The following is a 22498-nucleotide window of genomic DNA, read 5'->3' as shown; positions in this document are numbered from 1 at the left end:
CCATCGGCCATATTGGCGAGGCTCTGGGCGCGGTCGGCGCCGATCCCAGGGCTCCAGCGCCTGGGCCTGGCGCGAGCCCTGGACGGGAAATGTCGGCCGCGAATGGACGAGCACAGATCTGTTCGTCGATCTCGCCCGGGCAGAATGTCGGGCTGGAGGGCATGGCCGACCAGGACGAGCGCTACGTCCTGGCCGAGGAATACGCCACCCTCGTCAAGCGCCTGTGGGATTGCTGGGAGCCGGGCGCCATTCTCCACGACCGCGCCAGCGGCGTGCTGGTTGATCCCGCCAAGGTCCACAACATTGACTATGCCGGCAAATACGACGCCTCGCGCGGGCCGCTGAACTCGGGACCCTGCCCGGAGGGCCGGCCGATCATCGCCCAGGCGGGTGGTTCCTCCACCGGGCGGGCTTTCGCCGCCGCCATGCCGACGCCATCGTCGCGGCGCCCTCGGGGGGCGAGAACATGAAGCGCTACCGCGACGAGGTGCGCGCGCAGATGGCGGCGATGGGGCGCGATCCCGACAGCTGCAAATTGCTGTTCCTGCTCTCGCCGCTCATCGCCGAGACCGAGGACCAGGCCCGCTGGTTCGCCGAACAGCGCAAGGTCCAGACGGCGGAGAGCATTCCCGCCCGCCTTGCCCGGCTCGGCTGGGCGACCAACATCGATTTCTCGCCGTTCGACCTCGACGCGCCGGTCGGCGAACTCACCACCAACGGCACCCAGTCCACCCTGCGGGCCGTTCTGGTACGGGCGGGCCGGCGGACCCTGCGCGAGGCCATCGTCGCCCATTACGGTCAGGCCATTGCGTTGACGTGGTAGGCAGCGCCGGACAGCGCGGCCGCGCAGATGGGCGAGATCATGGAAGAGATCGGCGGCGACAGCCGCCGCTCCATCGCCACCATTACCGATGGGCTGGTGCCGGCGCTGCAGCAGCGCGGGCTGATGCGCCGGGCCTATGAGCACGCCCATCTGCGCGACACTCTCCTCGCCTTTTGAGGGCAGGCCTTCTGACGGTAGACCTTCCGACGGCAGGCCTCGGCCGGGCCGCCCGGCCGCGCCGAAACGTCCGCTTTCCATCGCGGCTGCAAAATGGCAGTTTGCGCCTCCGCGGTTCGGTCAACACTTATCAATGCTCAAGCTCTCCTTCCTTCTGATCGGCGCAGAATCGTTCCGGGCGCGATGGTACGTCATTGCCCTCCTCGGCGGCGTGTTTCTCACCTTGTCGGCTCTGCTGGCGATCGATGCCTCGGACGGCGTGACGGTCGCCATGCAGGAGGTGCTCGGCCTGATCTTCGTGCTAAACGGGCTGATTGCGCTGTTCGTGTTCATGGAACGGGCGCGGGGCGCGATGCGCTCGCTGCTGTTCCTGAAGGCCGCGGCGCTGCTGCTGGTCGGGCTGCTCATCATTGAGCCGCCGATCCCGACCGAATGGGCGCTCGCGGCCCTGTTCGCCCTCGCCTTCGTCCTCGACGGGCTCTGCCGCATGGCGACCGCGCTGGTGGTGCGCTTCCACGGCTGGCGGATGATGGCGGTGTTCGGCGCCATCGAACTCGGCATCGCGCTGCTCATCATCACCGAATGGCCGATGCCCCATGCCCGCAACATCCCCTTCTGCATCAGCCTTCTGCTGGCGGTGTCGGGGTGGCTGATGCTGCGGATCGGCCTGATGTTCCGCACGCTGGAAAGCGAAGCGGGCATCCTCGCTTTGCCGATCTTCGCCGGGCGCGGCTGGTACGACAACGCGCCGATCCTGATCGAGACCGGGGAGAGCACGACGCCGGCCCAGCCGATGATCGTCCATGTGTGGACGCCGGTCGGCTCGGCCTACGCCCCCGAGCGGCGGCTGCTGGTCGATCGCTATATCGCGGCGCTGGACGGCCATGGCGTGATCTCGACCGGCCATGCCGCGCTGGAGATGCCACCCGATCTCTATATCAGCCATTACCCCGCTCTCGAGGTGGAGCGCTCCAGCGGTGACTTCATCGCCTCGCTGCGCGCCGGCGGCGAGAACGACCTGAAGGGCCGCTTCCAGCCCTCCTACCAGTACGAGTCCGAATGGTGGTGCCCGGCGGACGCGAATGTCGCGTTCCACAACTACAACCCGCGCCGCCTGCGCGCGCTGTGGGCCGGATACAAACAGGACGACACGTATAATCTCACCAACCGCAACTGCTCGGTGGTGGTGGCACAGGCGCTCGACGCCGCGCTCGAAGGGTCGATGTCGAGCCGTTATCCCTGGCTGCGCCTCCTCGGGCTGCTGATCAATCCCGACATATGGGTGGCCTCGATGATCCGCAGCCGCGCGCATTCGGCGACATGGACCCCGGGGCTGGTGCTCGACTATGCCCGCACGCTGGCGCGGATCGTCGAAAAAGGTGAAGTGGCCTGGGGCATGCGCCTGCTTGGCTTTCTGAAGTGGGGTCGGTCCCGCCCGGTCGATGGCAGAAAGGCCAACTCCATATGACGTCGACGCCTTCCGCCGAGCAACCCGCCGGCCTGTTCTCGCGTGGCGCCGTCATCGCGACCGCGATGATGTTCGGCCTCACCTACAGCCTGAGCGCGGCGCTGATCGCGCTCGACCTGACCTCGCGCGGCCTCAGCGAGACCCTGATCGGGGCCAATGCGGCCATGCACGCGGTCGGCGTGCTCATCACCGCCATGCTGCTGCCCCGGATCATCGCCTATTTCGGCATCCGCCGGCTGGTCATCATCGCCCTGGTGCTCGCGGCGCTGGTGCTGAGCGCGTTTCCCGCCATGCCGCTTATCTGGCTGTGGTTTCCGCTTCGTCTGGTGCTCGGCATGGCGTCGGAGATCCTGTTCGTGCTCTCCGAGGCCTGGACCAACAGCCTCAGCACGGAGGCGACCCGTGCCCGCGCCATGGCCGCCTATACCGCCGCGCTCTCGGTTGGGTTTGCCCTCGGCCCGCTGATCCTGTCCGTGGTGGGCTCCAGCGGCTCCACCCCCTATCTCGTCGGGGCCGGCATCGCGCTGTTTGCCGCCGGTTTTGTCGCCTCGCCGAAGGTGCAGGCGCCGGTGTTCGACGAGCCGGCCACGGGCAGTCCGCTGCGCTTCATCCGGCTCGCGCCGGTCGCGATCTCGGCCGTCGTGCTGAACGCGGCGATCGAGACCGCGGGCCTCTCCTTCCTCGCCATCTATGCCGTCAATCTCGGCTGGGAAGAGAGCGGCGCCACCCGGCTGATGTCCTGCATGATGATCGGCGCCATCCTCCTGCAACTGCCGATCGGCTGGCTCGGCGACAAGGTGGACCGGGTGAAGCTGGTGGTCGCGCTGGCGGTGGCCTCGATGCTGGGGGCGCTGGCGTGGCCGCTGGCGCTGCAGAACGAGATCGCCACCTACACGCTGCTGTTCTTCTGGGGCGGCGCCTTTGTCGGCATCTACACCATCATGCTCACGCTGGTCGGCAGCCGCTTCAAGGGGGCGGAGCTGATCGGCATCTATGCCGCCATGGGGCTGATGTGGGGCCTCGGCGCGCTGCTCGGGCCGCTTCTGGCGGGCCTCGCCATGGACACCACCCTGCACGGCCTCGCCTTCTTCGCCGCCGCCACCTGCGGCGCCTTCGCGCTGTTCGTGACGCTGAACGGCCGGGGCAGCCACTAGGCCGCAAGGGCGGCAGCGAAGACGCGTGCCAGTCTAGGTGTTCCCTATCGCCCTGTGCGCCTCTCCGGCGCCCTGGGTGACGGGCTTGCCCCGCAGCCGTTCCAGCACGGTGAAGAAGGCCGGGACGAACAGCACCGCGAGCCCGGTGGACGCCAGCATGCCGCTCACCACGGCGATGCCGAGCGACACGCGCGCGCCGGCGCCCGCCCCGGAGGCGAACACCAGCGGCAGCATGCCGAAGATGAAGGCGAAGGACGTCATCAGGATCGGCCGGAAGCGCAGGCGCGCCGCCTCGATGGCGGCCTCGCCGATGTCCATTCCCGCCATTCGCTTCTCGCGGGCATATTCCACGATGAGGATGGCGTTCTTGGCCGCCAGCGCGATGAGCAGCACGATGCCGATCTGGGTGTAGAGGTCATTCGGCAGGCCGGTGATCTCCAGCGCCGCCACGGTGCCGAGCAGCGTGAGCGGGACGGCGAGGATGACCGCCAGCGGTTGCAGCCAGCTTTCATACTGGCCGGACAGCACGAAATAGACCAGCACCAGCGCCACGGCGAAGACGAAGTAGATCTGGTTGCCGACCAGACGTTCCTGATAGGACATGCCGGTCCATGCCGTGCCCATGGAGGGGGGCAGGGAGTAGGCGGCGACCTGGTCCATCAGCGTCATCGCCTGGCCGGAACTGAAGCCCGTGGCCGGGCTGCCGGTGATCTGTGCCGCCGGGTAGAGATTGTACAGGGTGATCAGCGGCGGGCCGACCTCGTCGACGAAGCGCGCGACCTGGCCGAGCGCGACCATCTCGCCATTGGCGCCCTTTACCTTGAGATTGAGGATGTCGCCCGGCTGCAGGCGGAACGGCGCGTCCGCCTGCACATAGACCTGGAACACGGTGTTGAACCGCGTGAACTGGTTGACATAGGACGAGCCGACATAGGCCTCCAGCGCCGAGAACACCTGGCTGACGGTGAGCCCGTAGGTCTCCGCCTTCACCCGGTCCACCTCCAGCCGCAGCTGCTTGACCTTGCCGCGGAAATTGGTCGCGACATGGGACAGGCTGGTCTGGGTGGCGGCGGCCTCGACGACGTCATTGGCGGCGTTCTGCAGGGCGGAGAAGTCCGAGCCGCCCTCCTTCATCTCCACCATCATGGCGAAGCCAGAGGAGTTGCCGATGCCCTGTATCGGCGGCGGCATCATCACCATCGCCTCGGCGGTGCCGAGATCGTCGAGGGCCGCGCGCGCCTTGCCGCCGATGCTGGTGGCGCTGAGCGCGGTGGTCTTGCGCTCGCTCCAGTCCTTCAGCACCACATAGAGCATGCCGGTGTTGTAGAGCGTGGCGTTGTTGTCGAGCGGGGAAATGCCGGAGACGCCGATCACGCTGTCGATGCCATCGAGCGAGCGGATCTTCTCGACCGCGCTGGCCACCACCGCCTCGGTGCGGGCGGCGGAGGCGGAGTCCGGCAGGTTCAGGCTGACGATGAAATAGCCCTGGTCCTCGCTCGGCAGGAAGGCGGTCGGCACCTGCGACAGGCCGTAGAAGGCAAGGCCGATGAGGCCGAGCCCGACAAGGCTGGTCAGCACGGCAAAGCGCACGAGGCGGCGCACCAGTGCGACATAGAGCGTCTCGACGCCTCCATAGCCGGCGTTGAAAGCGCGGTAGAGGAGGTTGCGCTGGGCGGGCGGCGTCGCCGGGCGCAGCCAGAGCGCGCACTGGGTCGGCTTCAGCGTCATCGCGTTGACCGCCGAGATGAGCGCCGTGGCGGCGATGACCAGCGCGAACTGCTGGTACATCTTGCCGGTGAGGCCGGACATCATCGCCGCCGGCAGGAACACCGCCATCAGCACCAGCGTGATGCCGATGATCGGGCCTGTGAGTTCCGACATCGCCTTGATCGAGGCCTCGCGGCTCGACAGGCCGGCCTCCATGTGGCGCGACACGCCCTCGACGATGACGATGGCGTCGTCCACCACGATGCCGATCGCCAGAACCAGGGCGAACAGGCTGGTGGTGTTGATGGTGTAGCCGAGCAGGTACATGGCGGCGAAGGCGCCGACGATGGTGACCGGCACCGTGGTCGCCGGCACCAGCATCGCCCGCCAGTCCTGCAGGAAGATGAGAATGACCGCGAGCACCAGCAGCGCGGCGATGACCAGCGTCTCATAGACCTCGTCCACCGAGGCAGTGACGAATTTGGTGCTGTCGAACGAGACCTTGTACTCCAGCCCCGCCGGGAAGGCGGCGGCGAGCTCGGCCATCTTGGCGTTCACCTCGTCCGCCACGGTGAGGGCATTGGCGCCGGTGAGCTGCGAGATGGCGATCGCGGCGGAGGGCTTGCCGTCCAGCGTCGCGGTGTGCCCATAGGTGGCGGCGCCGAGTTCGACGCGCCCGATATCGCCCACGCGCACGATCCGGCCGCCGCCCTCATCCGCCACCTTGACGACGATATTCTCGAAGTCCTTCGCCTCGCTGAAGCGGCCGGTGACGTTGATGACATACTGGAAATTCACCGCGGCCGGCGTCGGCGGCGCACCGACCATGCCGGCCGTGACCTGCGTGCTCTGCTGCTGGATGGCGGCGGAAACATCCGCCGGCGTCAGGCCATAGGTCTGCAACCGCTCAGGGTCGAGCCAGATCCGCATGGCGTAGCTGCCGGAGCCGAGCACGGTGACGGAGCCCACGCCCGGCAGCCGCGCCAGCTCGTTCTCCAGGCTGATCGAGGCGTAGTTGGCGAGGAACAGATTGTCGTAGCGCCCGTCCTGGGAATAGAGATTCACGAATTGCAGGATCGAGGTCGACTTCTTCTGGACGTTCAGTCCCTGGGTCGAGACCGCGCTCGGCAGCTGCGCGGTGGCGAGCGAGACGCGGTTCTGCACCAGCACCTGCGCCATATCGGGGTCGGTGCCGATGTCGAAGGTGATGACCAACGAATAGGAGCCGTCATTGCCGCTGGTCGACTGCATGTAGATCATGCCCTCGACGCCGTTGACCTGCTGCTCGATCGGCAGCGCCACCGTGTCCATCACTGTGCGCGCGCTGGCGCCGGGATAGGTCGCGGTCACCGAGACGGTGGGCGGCACCACATCGGGATATTGCGAGACGGGAAGGCTGGTGAGCGACAAGGCGCCCAGCAGCACGATGAGCAGGGCCAGCGTGTTGGAGAGCACCGGCCGTTCGATGAAGAAGCGCGAAAGCATGGGTCCGCCTCGGAACTGCCGGGTGTCAGGGAGCCTTCGGGGCACTCGCGGTCGTCGATGCAGGAGAGGCCTGCGGGAGAGCGGCCATGGCGCCGGCAATTGGCGTCACGCTCTTGCCGGAAACGGCACGCTGGAGCGCACCGATGACGACCTTGTCGTCGGCGTTCAGGCCCTTGGTGATGACGCGCAGCTGTCCCTCGACCGGGCCGGTGGTGACGGCGCGCTGCTCCACCAGATTGTCGGTGCCGACGACCATCACATAGCTGCCGGCCTGGTTGGCCTGAACCGCCGTGTCGTCGACGAGCAGCGCCGTCTCGATCTTGCCGATCGGCACCCGCACCCGCACGAACTGGCCCGGGATCAGCTCCACATCCTTGTTGTGCAGCGTGGCGCGCATTTGCAGCGTGCCGGTGGCGCCATCGAGCTGCGGGGCGATGTAGTCGATCCGGCCGGCATAGGTGTAGGTCGCATCCCCGGCGAGGGCGATGTCGACCGGCGGCTCGACCCGGCTCTCGCGGACATCGCGCAGCGTCTTGCCCTGCGCCGCCAGCGCATCGCGCATGGCGATCTGCTGCTGCTCGCTCATGTTGAAATAGACATGCAGCGGATCGACCCGAAGGATGCTGGCCAGCTTGGTTGGGCCGGAGGAGCCGACCAGCGATCCGACATCGACAAGATGGCGCGTCACCACCCCGTCAAAGGGCGCGCGGATCGTGGTGTAGCTCAGCGTCAGCCGCGCGAGGGCGAGGCTGGCCTCGTCCGCCGCCACCTGCCCCTTGGCGGCGTCGAGCGTGGCGCGGGCGTCGTCGACGCTGCGCTGGCTCGACACCTGCTTCTGGCCGAGGTCGGACTGGCGGTCGAATTCGGTCTGCGCATTGGCCGCCTTGGCCTGGGCGATGGTGAGTTCCGCCTCCTGCAGCGCCACCTGGTCGCGGTACTGGTCCGGCTCGATCTCGAACAGCACCTGGTCCTTGCGCACCGCCTCGCCGTCGCGATAGCCGAGGCGGGTGAGATAGCCTTGGACGCGCGCGTCGAGATTCACCTCCAGCGAGGGGGCGGTCTTGCCGGTGAACTCGGCATAGAGCGTCACTGGCGCCTGGGTCGGCGTCGCGACCGTGACCTTGGCCGGCGGGGGCGCGGCGAAGGTGTTCGGCTCGTTGCAGCCGACGAGCAGGAGGGCCATGGCGGTGCCGCCCAGCAGGCGGGCCCACCGGCACGAAGGGGCACATCCCTGTTCCATCCAAGCAGATCCTTCCGCAGCCGCACGCATCGGCAGATGCCGGCCAGGCCGCATACGATATCCGACTCATCTCCCCTATGCGGTATTACAATGACATCCGTAGTGTCCCCAAGAATGATTCGTCGTCGCGACGCGATGCGCGTGGCGACGGACCTGGCAGGGCGTGGCGGCACCAGCCGCATGGGGCGCGCCAGGCTTGGCGATGTCGGTCCGCCCGTCCCGCCGTCTCACTCCGGCAAAATACACCTCGCCACTGGCGACCAAATGTTATAACAAATATCAAGATGATGTGTGGCGGAGGCTGGCGTGACAGCACGAGCGAAGGTTCATGTCCTTCTCATTGGCTGCGGCAATATGGGCTACGCCCTGGCCGCCGGCTGGCTGACCGGCGCGGAGGCGATCGGCGTGCAGGTGGTCGAGCCGTCCGCGACGCTGCGCGACCGCGCCGCATCGGCCGGTGCGACGACCTCGGCCGAATTGCCCGCTATTTCCACCCTGCCCACACCCGATGTCGTGGTGCTGGCGGTGAAGCCACAGCAGATGGACACCGTTCTGCCTGAGGTCAGGCGCTTCGCGGAGAGCGGAGCGCTGGTCATTTCCGTGGCGGCGGGCGTGGGGCTGGGGCGCATGGAAGCGGCTGTTGGAGCTCGCGCCTCGCTCATCCGCTGCATGCCCAATACACCGGCCGCCATTGGCGCCGGCATGATGGTCTGCGTGGCGAATGGCCAGACCTCGCCGGCCCAGCGCGCGCTGGCCCAGCGCCTGCTCTGCGCCACCGGGCGCGTCCGTTTCATCGAGGACGAGGCCTTGATGGACGCCGTCACCGCGGTTTCGGGCTCCGGCCCGGCCTATGTCTTCCACGTCATCGATTGCCTGGAGCGCGCCGGCATTGCCGAAGGCCTGCCCGGCGATCTCGCCCGCGAGCTGGCGCTGCAGACGGTCTATGGTGCCGGCCGGTTGGCCCGCGAGGGCGACACCGATCCGGCAACCCTGCGCCGGCAGGTCACCAGCCCCAACGGCACGACCGCTGCCGCGCTTGCCGAGCTGATGGGGCCTTCCGGCATGGACCCGGTCATCGCCCGCGCCGTCGGTGCCGCGCGTCGCCGCTCGGCGGAGCTTGGCGGCGGCCAAGGGCCGGTGTAGCTCTCTCCTCCCTCGACCCCTCGCCCCCTGGCGGTCCATGCTGTCCCTGTTCAACCGCCTGATAAGCCCCGCCAACGCCCACGCGTTCTGGATCGGCATCATCTTCATGGTGCTGGGCAATTTCTTCTTCGCCCTCAACGACACCATGGGGAAGATCCTGGTCGGCACCTTCGCGGTCAGCCAGGTCTTGGCGATCCGCTCCATCGGCGCCTTCCTGGTGCTGGGGCCCATGCTGTGGGCGGGGCGCAGCGTCGGGCGGATCGATCGCCCCTGGCTGCAGCTCGTGCGGGTCGGCGTGGCGACGGGCGATACCGCCCTGTTCTACGCCGCTGTCGCCTATCTCCCGCTGGCCGATGTCTTCACCTTCTACATGGCCGGCCCGATCTATGTCGCCGCCATGTCCAGCTTCCTGCCGGGAGGCGGGGTCGGCTGGCGCCGCTGGCTGGCCATTCTCGCCGGGTTTGCCGGCGTGGTGATCGCGCTCGGCCCGTCCGTCACGGTGTACTCGCCGGGCATCCTCTACGCGCTCGCCGGCAGCTTCTGCTATGCCGGCGCCCTGATGATGAACAAGGTGCTGGTGAAGACCAGCGACACTGCCCTGGCCACGCTGCAGGCGCTGGGCGCGCTTGTCGGCGGCGGGGTGTTCGCCGCCTTTCAGTGGACGCCGCCGAGTGTCGTCGATGTCGGCCTGTTGCTGCTGCTTGGCATCGTCGCTTGCCTGGCGCATCTCATGATCAGCCGCTCGGTCAAGCTCACCCCGGTCAGCGTGCTCGCCCCGTTCCAATATTCGCTGCTGCTATGGGGCATCGGCTTCGGCCTGCTGGTGTTCGGCGACGTGCCGAATGAGCGCACCCTGCTGGGCGCCGCCATCATCACCGCGGCGGGCCTGTTCCTGCTCTACAGCGAATCGCGTTCGCGCCGGCGGATGCGGGCGGACGCGCTGATAAAGGACTTTCCCTGACCGGTGCCGCCTCACTCCCCGGCGCTGCGGGCGGCGAGGTTGCGGAAATAGATCACCTCGATCTCGCGCAGAACCGCCTTGGGCTCGTCGTCATAGCTCTCGGAGAAGGTGCCCACCTCGCTCTCCACCGTGATCGCCCAATGGCCGCGATGCGGGTTGAGGGCGCAGGCGGGGAAGTTCATGTGGTGGTGCCAGTGCACGCCCTGCGCGTCGATCGCGCGCACCCGCGCCAGCAGCGCCGAGCCGGCCACCTCGGCAGGATCGGCCGCCCGTGCCGCGCCCTCGTCGAGAATGTCGTCGCCATGCAGCATCTTCACGAAGGTCTTGTCGACCTCCGGAAACCCCTCCGATGGGGCGATATAGGCGACATGCGCGCCATCATCCTCGACCACGATGGCGTAGAGCCCGTCATAGGGGTTGAAGGTGCAGCCGGGCGAGAGAACGTGCGAATGCCATTTCGTGCCGGCGGCGATGAAGCCGTCGACCAGCGGCAGGCAGTGCTCAAGCGCGATCACCCGGTAGGTGATGTCGCCATGGATCAATGTCTGGGTCATCGCCGGGCCTCGTCTCACAGGGGATGGGTCAGCCGCGCCGCGTCGAGCATGGCGGCGTGGAGATTGCGCGAGGACCAGGCGTCGCCGACCTTGTAGAGCACGAAGCGGCCCTCGCTATTGCTGACGAGCGTCTGCTCGCGCGCATCGGCGAGCGCCCGCAGGTCCACCTCGCCGAGATTGCGCGAGAGCGGCTTCAGCGCGGTGTAGACGTCGTCATTGGGCAGCGTGCCATTGTCGCCGATCACCAGATCGACCGCGATCTCGCGGCGCTTCTCGCTATAGGTGTTCTCCAGCGTGGCAATCAGCCCATTGCCCGCGCGGCGAAGCGCGACGAGGCGGGTATCGGTCTCGATCGCCACGTCGTGCTTGTAGAGCTCGGTCATGTGGGCGCCGAGATTGGTGCCGCCGATCTCGCGGCCGAATTCCCGGTCCGGCGTGACGATGTGCACGCGCGCGCCCTTGGCGGCGGCAAATTCCGCCGTGGAGGCGACCGAGGCGGTGCCGTTCTCGTCCGCGATCAGCACCGAGCCGGAGACCGCCGTCTGGCCGGAGAGCACGTCCCAGGCGGAAACCGCGAGTTCCACGCCCTCGAACCGGCCGAGATTGGGCAGGCCGCCCGTGGCGATGATCACCGCGTCCGGCGCCTGCGCCAGCACGTCCTCAGCCTCGGCATAGGTGTTGAGCCGCACATCGACGTTCAGGATCTCCATCTGGCGGGCGAGCCACGCGGTGATGCCGGAAATCTCGCGCCGCCAGGTGGCCCGTGCGGCCAGCAGAAGCTGGCCGCCGAGCTGTTCTCCCGCCTCGAACAGCACCACCTCATGGCCGCGCCGCGCGCTCACCCGGGCCGCCTCCATGCCGGCCGGGCCGCCGCCGACGATCACCACCTTCTTCTTCACCGCGGCGGGCGCCACGTTTTGTGGGATCGTCGCCTCGCGCGAGGTCGCGACATTGTGGGCGCAGAGCGCGTCGATGCCGCGAATGGCGCGGTCGACGCAATAGCCGACGCCGACGCAGGGGCGGATGTTCTCCTCCTCGCCCGCCTTCAGCTTGTTGGCGTAATGCGGGTCGGCGATGAAGACGCGGGTCATGCCGACCATGTCCACCGCCCCGCTCTTCAACGCGTGCTCGGCGGTGGCGGCGTCGGTGATGCGGGTGGCGTGGAAGATCTTGACCTTGCCCTGCACCTCGTCGCGGATCGCCTTGGCGAGCGGCAGCCAGGCGGCGGAGGGCACCCACATGGTCGGCCAGATGCGCGCTTCCGATTTGTAGTCGGAGGCCTGGCCGCCGACCACCGAGATGAAGTCGATCAGACCTGAGCCGGCATAGGTGGAGGCGATGGTAAGGCAATCCTCCTGCGTCAGGCCGCCCTTCAGCATCTCGTCGCCCGGCATGCGGATGCCAATGACATAATCGTCGCCCAGGCGCCGGCGCACCGCTTCGAGGATCTCGAGGCCGAACCGCATGCGGTTGGCGAGCGGGCCACCATAGCCGTCGGTGCGGTGGTTCATCGCTGGCGACCAGAACTGCTCGATCAGCGTGCCGGCCTGGCAGGAAATCTCCACCCCGTCGACATCGCCCTCGCGCACCCGCGTCGCCGCCGCGACATAGTTCTCGATGGTGCGCCTTATGTCGTGATCTTCCATCGTCGCCGGGAAGGTGCCGTGGATGATCTCGCGCAGTGGCGAGGGTGAGAAGGTGGGCAGCCAGTTGGTGAGGTCCCAGCGCTCGCGCCGTCCGCCATGGGTCAGCTGCACCGTGCAATGGGCGCCATGCTGGTGGATCGCGGCCGACATCCTGCGAAACTGCGGGATGACCTTGTCCACCGAGCCGTTGATCTGGCCGTAATAGAACGAGTTCTCGGCCGAGACGGCGGTCGCCCCGCCGAACTGCGTCAAGCCGATGCCGCCCTTGGCCTTCTCGGCCTGATAGGCGATGTAGCGGTCGGTGATATCGCCGGCCAGGACATAGCCGGGCTCATGGCTGGTGGAGAGAAAGCGGTTGCGGATCGTCAGGTTACGGATCTGCAACGGCTGAAACAGGACATCATAGGCCGCCATGGTGCGCTCCGATGGGCCGGAAGTCGAAATCCCCGCCACCGTCCACGCTCCCGGGCGCAAACGGCACGGGGTGGAAAGGGCCGCCTCAGCTCAGGCCGAGCCGGTCCTTGGCTTGGTAAAGCGGGAAAACGAGGCGCGCGGCGCGCACCTTCAGCGCCCAGAGTGGCACGTCGCGCCGCTCGTCGATGACCGCGACCGGCACATCGTCGAGGCTGCGCGTGCCGGCGGCGAACTCGCCGACCACCCGGCCGAGATTCTGCGCCAGATTGACGCCGCGGGTGGAGAAGCCCACCACCGCGAACACCTCCTTGCCCAGGCGCTGCACATGCGGAAGGTAGCTCTCGGTGATGGCGCAGTAGCCCTCCCAGTAATCCTCGAACGCGGCATCCGCCTCGGTGAGCTGGGGGAAGAGCTGGCGCATGCGCTTCCTCGCATGGGCGATGCCATAGGCCTGCTTGTCGCCGAAGGCGAACACAGCGCCGCCGGAGATGAGCCGCCCGGCATCGTCCAACCGGCCGAAGCCGCCGGACTTGCGCAAATCGGTGAAGCACTCCCCGCCCGGCAGGATCGAAGCCCGCAGCTCCGCCCGCAGCGGGCGGGTGGCGGCGTGGTAGAGATACACCGGCAGCGTCGCGCGCTGCACCTGCGGGAGGAAATCGCCGGTATAGGCATTGGTGGCGACGATGACACGCTTCGCCCGAACCCGGCCGACACCGGCCTTGACGGTGACGCCGCCGGGGCCTTCCTCGATGCCGTCGACCGGGCTCTTCTCGAAGATGCGAACGCCTTCCTGCACCGCCACGCGGCCGAGGCCGATGGTCAGGCCATAGGGGTTGACCGTGCCGCCCGTGGGGTTGAACCAGCCGGCGACATAGCCGGCCGCCCCGAGGCGGGCGGAGAGATCGGCCGCTGAAAGCCAGGTCACATCCGCGCCCCAGGCCTTCCAGGCCTCAAAGACCTTCTTCACCTTGGCGAGGGAAGCTTCGGAATGTGCCGGCTGCACCCAGCCATGCTGCACCGCCGAGCAGTTGATCTGGTAGCGCTCGATCTGCCGGAACACCGCATCCGCGCCGCCCAGCACCAGCTCGGAAAGCGCCTGTCCCTTCTTCGTGCCGATCGCCGCCTCGACCACGCCGGGCGTGATGCCGCCGGGGAACTGGGGAACATTGTAGCCGCCATTGCGCCCCGAGGCGCCGCTGCCGACGATGCCGGCCTCAAGCAGGATCACCTTCTGTCCCGCCTTGGCGGCAGCGAGGGCGGCGTTGAGGCCGCAGAACCCGGCGCCGACCACCACGATGTCGGCGCACTCCTCGCCGGCAAGGGTCGGGTAGGAGAGCACGGGCTCCTTCAACGTCCGCTTCCAGACGACGCCTTCGAGTTTGCTGTCGATCGGACTGGCCAGCGACATGGGACGGCCCCTGTTTTCGGACGTTGATGTGGTGGGGTTCAGATCAGCGAGAGGCTGCGCCGCGCCTGGTCGAGCGCCTCGCGCGGCGGAGCGCGCAGCTGGAGGCGCGTGCTCTTCACCGTGCCGAGCTTCATCGCGATGTCGGTCATGGCTTCGAGATATTTGAGCGCGACGGTGGAGGAATCCACCACCGGCACGCCGGTGCCCGGCACTTCCGTGTAGCCGGCCATGCGCAGCAGCGGCCCGTAATAGGCACAGCCGATGAGGATGACATCCGCCCCGTCGGCGATGCACGCCTTCGCCACTTCCTCGACGCGCGGGATGAAGGCCGCATAGGGATCGGAAACCGCGCCGAGCAGCAGTTCCGCGTCGGATTCCGGCAGGATGGTGCGGACCGGACGCACGATCGCGCGGTCGCGCAGGCCATAGGCCAGCAGGTCATTCTCGATCGCGACCGTGGTCTTCTGCGAGACGGTGACGACCGCGAGCCGCTTGCCCATGGCGAGGGCCGCCAGCATGGACTGTTCGCTGACCGAGCCGACCGGCACCGAGAGCACCTCGCGGGCTTCCCAGAGCGGGTCGTTCCAGCAGCCGAGGAAAATGCCGTCGAAGCCGTCCGCCTCCGCCTTCAGCGCTGCCTCGACGATGTGCACCGAATTGATATGTTCGGCATAGGCGGAGCGGACGAAATTGCCGCTCTTCGGCAGGAAGCGGAACTCCAGCTCGGTGCTCGGGTGCAGCGCCGGCCGCACCGCCGCGTCCAGCTTCTGCCAGAGGGGGGCGAGGGCGTCATTGGCGGTGGTGGGATGTATCCAGCACAGTTTCACGCAACCAGATCCTTCGTGTGGACCAACAGCCGAGAGGCGACCGCCTTGGCATCGCGGTACCTTGGCGTCGCAGCCACCTTGGCATCGACTGGTGCGAAGTGTAATATGTTATAAAAGTTTTGCAACAGTGAGCGTGCGTTGAAACAGGAAGGGCGCGGCCCCGCCTCAAACGACCCCGCAGCAAAGGTTATGAGCTTGACGCGCGTGATGCATATCATAACAAACGAAGAAATTGGCCGGGGACGTACCGATGGTTGAAGCTCTCTCGAACTTCTCTCCCTTCCAGCGCACCGAGACGCTCGGCGTGCGCGTACGCGACCAGCTTCGGCATGCGATCATGGCCGGCCTGTTCAAGCCGGGAGAGAAGCTGACCCTGCGCGCAGTGGCCGGCTCGCTCGGCGTCAGCCTCACCCCGGCGCGCGAGGCCCTGTTCAATCTGGCGGCGGAAGGCGTATTGGAGCTCGGTAGCAACGGCTCGATCTACATTCCCCGTCTCGATGAAGAGAATATACGGGAGCTGGTCAAGATCCGCTGCTCGCTTGAAAGTCTCGCTGCCCGCGAGGCCGCGCCCAACATCACGCGCGACGACATCATCGAGATCAGCTCCATCAACGACCGGCTTATCGAAGCAAACCGCGAAAAAAACTACACGTTGCTGACCGAGCTGAACTGGATTTTCCATTTCACCATTTACGAGGCGTCGAAGATGCCGCTTCTGGTGAAAATGATCGAGAGCTGCTGGCTGCGCACGGGGTCCTATATCAAGACCATCTACCCCGCCTTTTCCAACACCGATGACGGTATTCTCAACCATATCGCCATCATCCGCGCGGTCCGCGAGGGCAACCCGCAGGCAATCGCCGACGCCATCGCGCACGACATCGAGTATTCCTCGCAGGCCTTCTATCGCGCCGTGCGCGAGGAGGAGTGAGGCCGGGCGGGGGCGGGTGGGCGACGGAATCACCCGCGCGGCGTCGCCATGCTCAAGGGGCCGGCGCGCCCGCGTCGCCGCTGATATTTCGTGTTCACACGGTCTTGGCGCCGCCCTCGAAGGGCGCATCGGCGCTCGCGCGCATTCCCCGTAATGCCGCTTGACGTCGTGTTGATATAACAAATAACATCCCTTCACGTCAGATCACGTGAAGGGGATGGTCTCCATGCTTGAGAAGGGAATGCGCGCTCTGGTCACGGGCGGCAGCGGTGGCCTGGGCTCCGCTATGGTCCGCATGCTGGCCCGCCATGGCGTCCACACCATCGCGCTGTCGAACGACCAGGCGAAGCTCGACGCGCTCAAGGGCCTTCCCGAGGTCGAGACCGTGTTCATGGATGTGACGGATTCGGAGGCGATGGCGAGCACCTTCTCCGGCCAGCAGATCGACATCCTCATCAACGCCGCCGGCGTGCTTGGTGTGACGGGTACGCTCTATTCGGTGCCCACCGCCTCGGCCCAGCGCATTCTCGATGTCAATGTGATGGGCATCCACAACGCGCTCTCGGCCACCGTGCCGGGCATGGTGGAGCGCAATCGTGGCCATATCGTTAATTTCGGCTCGCTCGCCGGCCCCTATCCTTCCGCCGGCCAGCCGATGTACAGCGCCTCCAAGGGCGCGGTGCACAATATGAGCGCCAATCTGCGGATGGAACTGTTCGGCACCGATGTGCGGGTCACCGAGATCCGCCCCGGCCGCGTCCGCACCGGCATGCATGCCGAGATGTTCGACGGCGACCATTCCAAGTCCGACGCCCTGCTCTACGACCCCTATGAGTGCCTGCAGGCCACCGACATCGCCGACGCCATCGAATATGTGCTCGGCACGCCCCCGCATGTGTGCGTCTCGCAGATCGAGGTGGTGCCGACCCATCAGGTCGTCGGTGGAACCCGGATGTACAACCGCCAGCTGGGCAAGTGAGCGGCGGCGGATCCGTAGAGCGCGAGCGGAGGCTCCAATGCCGGCACCGGGTGAGCAGAACATAGCCGTCATCGGCGCGGGCATCGTCGGCATTTCCTCCGCCCTCTACCTGCAGAGGGCGGGGTTCGCCGTCACCCTGATTGACCGGGACGAGCCCGGCCATGGCGCGACCTTCGGTAATGCGGCGGCGCTGGCGCCGCATGCCTTCGTGCCGATCAACAGCCCGTCCATTCCCCGGCGGCTGCTGCCGCTGCTGTTCGCCTCCGGCTCGCCGCTGAGCATCGATTGGGGCTATGCGCCGCGCATGCTGCCGTGGCTCTTGTCGTTCCTCTCCCACTGCACCCCGACGGAAGTGACGCGCATCGCGCAGGCGATGCACGCGCTGCTGTCGCGCAATCTCGACTACGCGCTGCCGCTGTTCCGCGAGAGCGGGGCGGACCGCCTGATGCGCGGCGGTGGCTATCTCCATCTCTATGAGAGCGAGGCCGCCTACCGCGCCAGCGCCGGCGAAGTCGCGCTCTACAAGCGGCTCGCCGACGATGTCGAGGAGATCGACGCGGCGCAAATCCGCCGGCTGGAGCCCAATCTGGCGCCGGTCTTCGTCCGGGCGTTGTATTTCCATTCGGCCCTGCACTATCTCAGCACGGTCGATGTGTGCGCCACGCTGGTAAAGCATTTCTGCGCCCAGGGCGGGCGCTTCCTGCGCGATGAGGTGGGCACGCTGGAGGCTCGCGCCGATGGCCGGATCCGCGTCGCCGGTACGCAGGAAAGTGTCTACGATCAGGCGGTCCTCGCCGCCGGCGCGCAGGCGCGTCGCCTGTTCGGCGGTGCCGTCGAGAAGCTGCCGCTTGAGACCGAGCGCGGCTACCACATCATGTTCGGCGGGCAGGCCGGCATCATCAGCCGCACCTGCTCCAGCGCCACGGCGGGCTTCGCCATGACGCCGATGACCGCGGGCCTGCGCTGCGCGGGAATGGTTGAGCTGGCCGGCCTCGACAAGCCGCCAAACCCGGCCTGCCACGCCTATCTCGACCGCACCGCCAAGCGCTTCCTGCCCGGCATCACCGAAAACCCGTCATCGAATTGGATGGGCTTCCGCCCCTCCATGCCCGACGCGCTGCCGGTGATCGGGCGTTCCGCCCGCACGGCGAACATCATCCTGGCCTTCGGCCACCAGCATGTCGGCATGTCGAGCGGCTGCGTCACCGGCGCCATCGTCGCCGACATCGCCGCCGGCCGCACGCCGGCGATCGACATCACCCCCTTCTCGCCCGCCCGTTTCTAGAGGACGCGATGCTCCCCTATTACGACCGAGACCAGATCGCCTCCGTGCTCGACATCGATGCGCTGATCGACGCCATGGAGAAGGCGCTCATTGCCTTCTCCACCGGCGCCTCGCTCCAGCCGGTGCGGATGCGGGTGATCGACGAGGAAGCCGGGGGCGACATGTGCCTGATGCCGGCGGTGACTGATGTGTTCGCGGTCAAGCTGGTCGGCAACTATCCCGGCAATCATGACCGGGGCCTGCCGAGCCACAATGCGGTGGTGGTGGTGTTCGATCGCTGGACCGGCCTCCCCAAGGCGGTTCTGGACGGCACCTACATTACCCAGATGCGGACCTCCGCCGTCTCGGCCATGGCGGCGCGCCGGCTCGCCGCCCCGGACGCGAAAGTCCTCACCATCATCGGCAACGGCATCCAGGCGCGTGGCCATTTCGAGACGATGCGCCGCGTGCGCGACTTCGACGAGGTTCGCGTCTGGGCCCGCGATGTCGCGAAGGCGCAGGCCTTCGCCGCCGAGATCGGCGCCACGGCCTATACCCGTGCCGAGGACGCGGTGCGCGGCGCCGACGTGGTCGCCACCACCACCTCGGCCCGCGAGCCTGTCGTGAAGGGGGAATGGCTCAAGCCCGGCGCCCATGTCAGCGCGGTCGGCTGGAACGGGCTTGACGGGCGCGAACTGGACGACGCGGTGATGAAGAACCTCGTCCTGGTGGAATCGCGGGACGCGGCGAGCCAGGAATCCGGCAACATCCTCCTCTCCGGCGCCACCATCCACGCCGAACTCGGCGAGGTGCTCGCCGGGACAGCTGAGGTGGATGTGACAAAGACCACCGTCTTCATCTCGGTCGGCATCGCCACAGAGGACGCTTTCGCGGCCAGCCTCGTTCTCTCTGCGCTCGGCGGCTGAATATGGCGACAAAGCTGTGCAAGGGCGTCGACTTGGCGCCAATTATGTTACAACATATATCGTGTAACGATGCCCGATCGGCATCGGAGGTTCGCAAATGAAGAATTCGCCTTCCCTCGACGAACAGCTTGAGATGCATCGCAAGATGGTCGTCGTGCGCCGGCTGGAGGAGCGGCTCGGCGAGCTGCACAAGGCCGGCAAGACGCGCGGGCCGATCCACCGCTGCGACGGCCAGGAAGCCGTCGGCATCGGCGCCACCGCCGTGCTTGGCGCGAGCGACTTCGTCACCTCCACCCATCGCGGCCATGCCCATTACATCGGCAAGGGCGTCGATATTCGCGGCGTGACCGCCGAGATCCTCGGCCGCGCCACCGGCACCTGCGGCGGGCGCGCCGGGCATATGCTGATCGGCGACAGGGACAAGGGCATGATCGGCGGCAATGCCATCGTCGGCGGCTCTATCCCGGCCGCCACCGGCATGGCGCTGTCGATCCAGGTGCGCGGCACGGCCGATGTCGCCATGTGCTTCTTCGGCGACGGCGCCGCCCAGACCGGCATCTGCCATGAATCGATGAACATGGCCGGGCTGTGGAAGCTGCCGGTGGTCTTCATCCTCGAACACAACCAGTTTGGCCTGACCGTCCACCACACTGTCCAGTCGCCGGTGGCTGATCTCAGCCTCCGCGCCGCCGGCTACGCGATGCCGGCGGAGATTGTCGACGGCAATGACACGGTGGCGATGTACCGCGCCGTGGCGACCGCCGTCGAGCGCGCCCGCCGGGGCGAGGGGCCGACCCTGATCGAGGCTAAGACCTACCGCATGCAGGGTTTTTCTACCTCCGACATGGGCGGCTACCAGAGCGATGCCGACCTCGCCGACTGGAACCGGCGCGACCCGATCCAGGTGAGCCGCGGGGCCCTGGCCGATTCCGTCAGCACCGAGCGGCTCGACCAGATCGAGGCCGGCGCCGTCGCCGAGGTCGACGCTGCCGTCGAGGAAGCCCTCGCTGCCCCGCTGCCGACCTTCGAGCTCTTCACCCGGAGCTCCCCCTACGCCACCGCGCCGGAGGCCGTCTGACATGGCGATGATGCGATATGCCGAAGCGCTGAATCAGGCGCTGCGCGAGGAAATGCAGCGTGACCCCAGCGTGTTCCTGTTCGGCGAGGACATTGGCCGCTATGGCGGCGTGTTCAAGGTTACCAAGGGGCTGATGGACGAATTCGGCGAAAGCCGGGTGCGCGACACGCCGATTTCCGAACAGGCCCTGGCCGCCATGGCGGTCACCGCCTCGATGACCGGCACCCGCCCGGTGCTGGAAATCATGTATGCCGACTTCATGCCCCTCGTGCTCGACGCACTGATCAATCAGGCCTCGATCTACGAATATCTCTGGCAGAACGTGACCATGCCCTTCGTCCTGCGGACGCAGGGCGGCGGCGGCGCGGGGGCGGGGGCGCAGCATTCCAAGAGCCTCGATTCCCTCGTCGCCCATATTCCAGGCATCAAGGTGGTGGCGCCGGTGACGCCGGCCGACGCCAAGGGCCTGTTGAAATCCGCCATCCGCGACAGCCAGCCTGTGGTCTTCCTCGAACACAAGCTGCTCTACAATCTGCGCGACGAGGTGTCCGACGATCCCGAGCTTCTGGTGCCGATCGGCAAGGCGAAGACGGTGCGGGAGGGCACGGATGTGTCGATCTTCGCCACCTCGCGCATGGTGCTGGAGAGCCAGAAGGCGGCCGAACTCCTTGCGCAGGACGGCATTTCCGCCGAGGTGATCGACCTGCGCACCCTGCGCCCGCTCGATCTCGACGCCATCACCGCCTCCATTGCCAAGACCCACCACGCCGTCGTGGTCAATGAGGGCTGGCGATTCTGCGGTTATGCCGCCGAGCTTTCCGCCACCATCATGGACTTCGCCTTCGACGATCTCGACGCACCGGTGGCCCGGGTGACCCTGCCCGACATGCCGGTGCCCTATGCCGAACCGCTGGAACTCTCGGTTCTGCCGAACGCCGCGCGCATCGCCGATGCCGCGCGCGCCACGCTGAAGTGAGCGGCGGTCGTGAAGGGGAGGAGAGGGTCTTGACCGATATCACCGTCGTCGGCGCTGGCGGCGAATATATGGAATCCGTCGTCGTGGTGTCCTGGCATAAGAAGCCCGGCGACAGCGTCACGGCGGGCGAACTCGTCGTCACCGTCGAGACGGCCAAGGCGGCCACCGAGATCGAGGCCCCCACTTCCGGCATTCTCACGGAGATCCGGGCACAGATCGGCGAGGAAGTGGCGATCGGAACCGTGCTCGGCACCATTCGCGATGGAACGGCGGAGAGCGCGCCGGCGGCCAAGGCTAACACGCCTGTCGCTACCGCGCCGACGGCGCCCGCCGCGCCTTCCGCCCTTCCCGTGGCGTCCCCCGTTGCCGCCTCCGGGCCGGCACGGATCACCGCCTCGCCGCTGGCCCGGCGCATCGCCGCGCGCCGCGGGATCGACCTTTCGGCGATCGCTCCCTCCAGCCCCTCGGGCCGGATCAAGCTGCGCGACGTCGACGCCTTCACCCACGCGCACCCGGCGCCCGCCGCTGCGCCGGTGCGCGCCGCCGCGCCGACGTCGACCGCCAGTGGGGTCAACCTCACCCGGCGCGGCAGCGGCACCGGCACGCCCTTCGTGTTCCTGCACGGCTTCGGTGCCGATGGGTTTTCCTGGCAGCCTCTGGTCGCGACGCTCGGTGCCGATCATGCCGCCGTGCTGGTGGACCTGCCCGGCCACGGCCGCTCGCCGGCGGATGCTGGCGCCGGCAGCTTCGAAGACCTCGCCGCCGTCGTGGCGCAGGCGCTCGCTGAGGCCGGCATCGAGGAGTGCCATCTCGTTGGCCATTCACTCGGCGGCGGCGTCGCCATTGCGCTCGCGGAAACCGGCCGCGTGAACGTGCGCTCGCTCACGCTCATCGCGCCAGCGGGGCTGGGCCCGGAGATCGACGGGGATTTCCTCGACGGCTTCTGCCGCGCCACCCAGGCGGAAAGCCTGAAGCCCTGGCTGATGCGACTGTTTTCAGATACCTCCATCGTCTCGCTCGGCTATGTCCAGGCAACGCTGAAGGCGCGCGGCGACGACCTGCGGCAGGCGCAGGCCGTTCTCGCCGGCAGGCTGTTCCCGAACGGCACACAGGCGGGGGAGATGCGCGCGGCGCTGCGCCGTGTGGCCGTGCCGCAGAAGATCATCTGGGGCGAAGGCGACCGCATCATCCCGATGCGCCACGCCCTGGGCGCCGGCCCCGAAGCGGCCATCCATCTACTGCCAAATGTCGGCCACATGCCTCATGTCGAGGCCCCGGCGACGGTGGCGCGGTTGATCCTGCAAAATGCCCGCTGCGCCGGCTGAACCGGAGCGGGG

20 protein-coding genes are annotated in these 22498 nt (G+C 67.4%); 14 read left to right on the top strand and 6 right to left on the bottom strand.

Translation table 11 applies throughout. The features are described 5' to 3' along the window. The first annotated feature begins 89 nt into the window (after positions 1-89). The 5 genes from J2S76_RS17490 (at position 90) to J2S76_RS17470 (ending at position 3622) form a co-directional block, all read left to right on the top strand. A complete protein-coding gene (locus J2S76_RS17490; protein ID WP_307062450.1) occupies positions 90-470 on the top strand; it encodes an LLM class oxidoreductase in 381 nt (126 codons plus the stop codon). Beyond that, positions 467-823 carry a hypothetical protein gene (locus J2S76_RS17485; protein ID WP_307062446.1) on the top strand — a complete coding sequence of 119 codons (357 nt, stop codon included), beginning with the start codon at positions 467-469 and terminating at the stop codon, positions 821-823. The genes J2S76_RS17490 and J2S76_RS17485 overlap by 4 nt, the downstream gene beginning before the upstream one ends. A gap of 27 nt (positions 824-850) precedes the next feature. Beyond that, positions 851-1000 (top strand): hypothetical protein, encoded by a 150-nt coding sequence (locus tag J2S76_RS17480; protein WP_307062444.1) that lies wholly within the window; start codon positions 851-853, stop codon positions 998-1000. 133 nt (positions 1001-1133) lie between these two features. Further along, on the top strand, positions 1134-2468 hold the full coding sequence (locus tag J2S76_RS17475; protein WP_307062442.1) for a protease: 1335 nt from the start codon (positions 1134-1136) through the stop codon (positions 2466-2468). Further along, positions 2465-3622, top strand: a complete 1158-nt coding sequence (locus tag J2S76_RS17470) for an MFS transporter (RefSeq protein ID WP_307062441.1) — start codon at positions 2465-2467, stop codon at positions 3620-3622. Before J2S76_RS17475 ends, J2S76_RS17470 begins: the two co-directional genes overlap by 4 nt. Positions 3623-3655: 33 nt before the next feature. Here J2S76_RS17470 and J2S76_RS17465 read toward each other — a convergent pair whose 3' ends face one another. Both J2S76_RS17465 and J2S76_RS17460 read right to left on the bottom strand, forming a co-directional pair. Beyond that, a complete protein-coding gene (locus tag J2S76_RS17465) occupies positions 3656-6814 on the bottom strand; it encodes an efflux RND transporter permease subunit (protein ID WP_307062439.1) in 3159 nt (1052 codons plus the stop codon). Between the two features lie 25 nt (positions 6815-6839). Beyond that, on the bottom strand, positions 6840-7997 hold the full coding sequence (locus J2S76_RS17460) for an efflux RND transporter periplasmic adaptor subunit (RefSeq protein WP_307062436.1): 1158 nt from the start codon (positions 7995-7997) through the stop codon (positions 6840-6842). Positions 7998-8360: 363 nt separating this feature from the next. Here J2S76_RS17460 and proC point away from each other — a divergent pair, with 363 nt between their 5' ends. Continuing rightward, positions 8361-9197, top strand: a complete 837-nt coding sequence (gene proC / locus J2S76_RS17455) for a pyrroline-5-carboxylate reductase (RefSeq protein ID WP_307062434.1) — start codon at positions 8361-8363, stop codon at positions 9195-9197. Positions 9198-9234: 37 nt separating this feature from the next. Beyond that, entirely contained in the window at positions 9235-10158 is a 924-nt protein-coding gene (locus J2S76_RS17450) for a DMT family transporter (RefSeq protein WP_307062432.1), read from the top strand. 11 nt (positions 10159-10169) lie between these two features. Here J2S76_RS17450 and J2S76_RS17445 read toward each other — a convergent pair whose 3' ends face one another. From J2S76_RS17445 to J2S76_RS17430, 4 genes are all read right to left on the bottom strand, one after another. Further along, a complete protein-coding gene (locus tag J2S76_RS17445; protein WP_307062430.1) occupies positions 10170-10712 on the bottom strand; it encodes a hypothetical protein in 543 nt (180 codons plus the stop codon). Positions 10713-10726: 14 nt separating this feature from the next. Continuing rightward, entirely contained in the window at positions 10727-12772 is a 2046-nt protein-coding gene (locus tag J2S76_RS17440; protein ID WP_307062428.1) for an oxidoreductase, read from the bottom strand. Positions 12773-12857: 85 nt separating this feature from the next. Next, the gene (locus tag J2S76_RS17435) at positions 12858-14180 is read right to left on the bottom strand and encodes an NAD(P)/FAD-dependent oxidoreductase (protein ID WP_307062426.1); all 1323 of its coding nucleotides are present in this window, start codon (positions 14178-14180) and stop codon (positions 12858-12860) included. A gap of 38 nt (positions 14181-14218) precedes the next feature. Then, positions 14219-15007 carry an aspartate/glutamate racemase family protein gene (locus J2S76_RS17430; RefSeq protein WP_307062424.1) on the bottom strand — a complete coding sequence of 263 codons (789 nt, stop codon included), beginning with the start codon at positions 15005-15007 and terminating at the stop codon, positions 14219-14221. Positions 15008-15257: 250 nt separating this feature from the next. Between J2S76_RS17430 and J2S76_RS17425 the strand changes: the two genes are divergently transcribed. The 7 genes from J2S76_RS17425 to J2S76_RS17395 all read left to right on the top strand — a co-directional run bounded on the left by J2S76_RS17425 (position 15258) and on the right by J2S76_RS17395 (position 22486). Beyond that, complete coding sequence (locus J2S76_RS17425; protein WP_307062422.1) at positions 15258-15938, top strand: GntR family transcriptional regulator; 681 nt, start codon at positions 15258-15260, stop codon at positions 15936-15938. A 226-nt stretch (positions 15939-16164) separates the two neighbouring features. Further along, positions 16165-16917, top strand: a complete 753-nt coding sequence (locus tag J2S76_RS17420; protein WP_307062420.1) for an SDR family oxidoreductase — start codon at positions 16165-16167, stop codon at positions 16915-16917. A gap of 37 nt (positions 16918-16954) precedes the next feature. Further along, positions 16955-18202 (top strand): NAD(P)/FAD-dependent oxidoreductase, encoded by a 1248-nt coding sequence (locus J2S76_RS17415; protein WP_307062418.1) that lies wholly within the window; start codon positions 16955-16957, stop codon positions 18200-18202. Between the two features lie 8 nt (positions 18203-18210). Beyond that, positions 18211-19107, top strand: a complete 897-nt coding sequence (locus tag J2S76_RS17410; RefSeq protein WP_307062415.1) for an ornithine cyclodeaminase family protein — start codon at positions 18211-18213, stop codon at positions 19105-19107. Positions 19108-19204: 97 nt separating this feature from the next. After that, positions 19205-20185 (top strand): thiamine pyrophosphate-dependent dehydrogenase E1 component subunit alpha, encoded by a 981-nt coding sequence (locus tag J2S76_RS17405; RefSeq protein WP_307062414.1) that lies wholly within the window; start codon positions 19205-19207, stop codon positions 20183-20185. A gap of 1 nt (position 20186) precedes the next feature. Continuing rightward, complete coding sequence (locus J2S76_RS17400) at positions 20187-21161, top strand: alpha-ketoacid dehydrogenase subunit beta (protein ID WP_307062412.1); 975 nt, start codon at positions 20187-20189, stop codon at positions 21159-21161. Between the two features lie 29 nt (positions 21162-21190). Then, positions 21191-22486 carry an acetoin dehydrogenase dihydrolipoyllysine-residue acetyltransferase subunit gene (locus J2S76_RS17395; protein ID WP_307062410.1) on the top strand — a complete coding sequence of 432 codons (1296 nt, stop codon included), beginning with the start codon at positions 21191-21193 and terminating at the stop codon, positions 22484-22486. Positions 22487-22498 lie beyond the last annotated feature (12 nt).

Origin of the sequence: Ancylobacter vacuolatus (assembly GCF_030813595.1) — a bacterium.
GTDB classification, from domain to species: Bacteria; Pseudomonadota; Alphaproteobacteria; order Rhizobiales; family Xanthobacteraceae; genus Ancylobacter; species Ancylobacter vacuolatus.
Note: the sequence above shows the minus strand (reverse complement) of the source record. Positions and strands in the feature narration are given on the sequence as shown.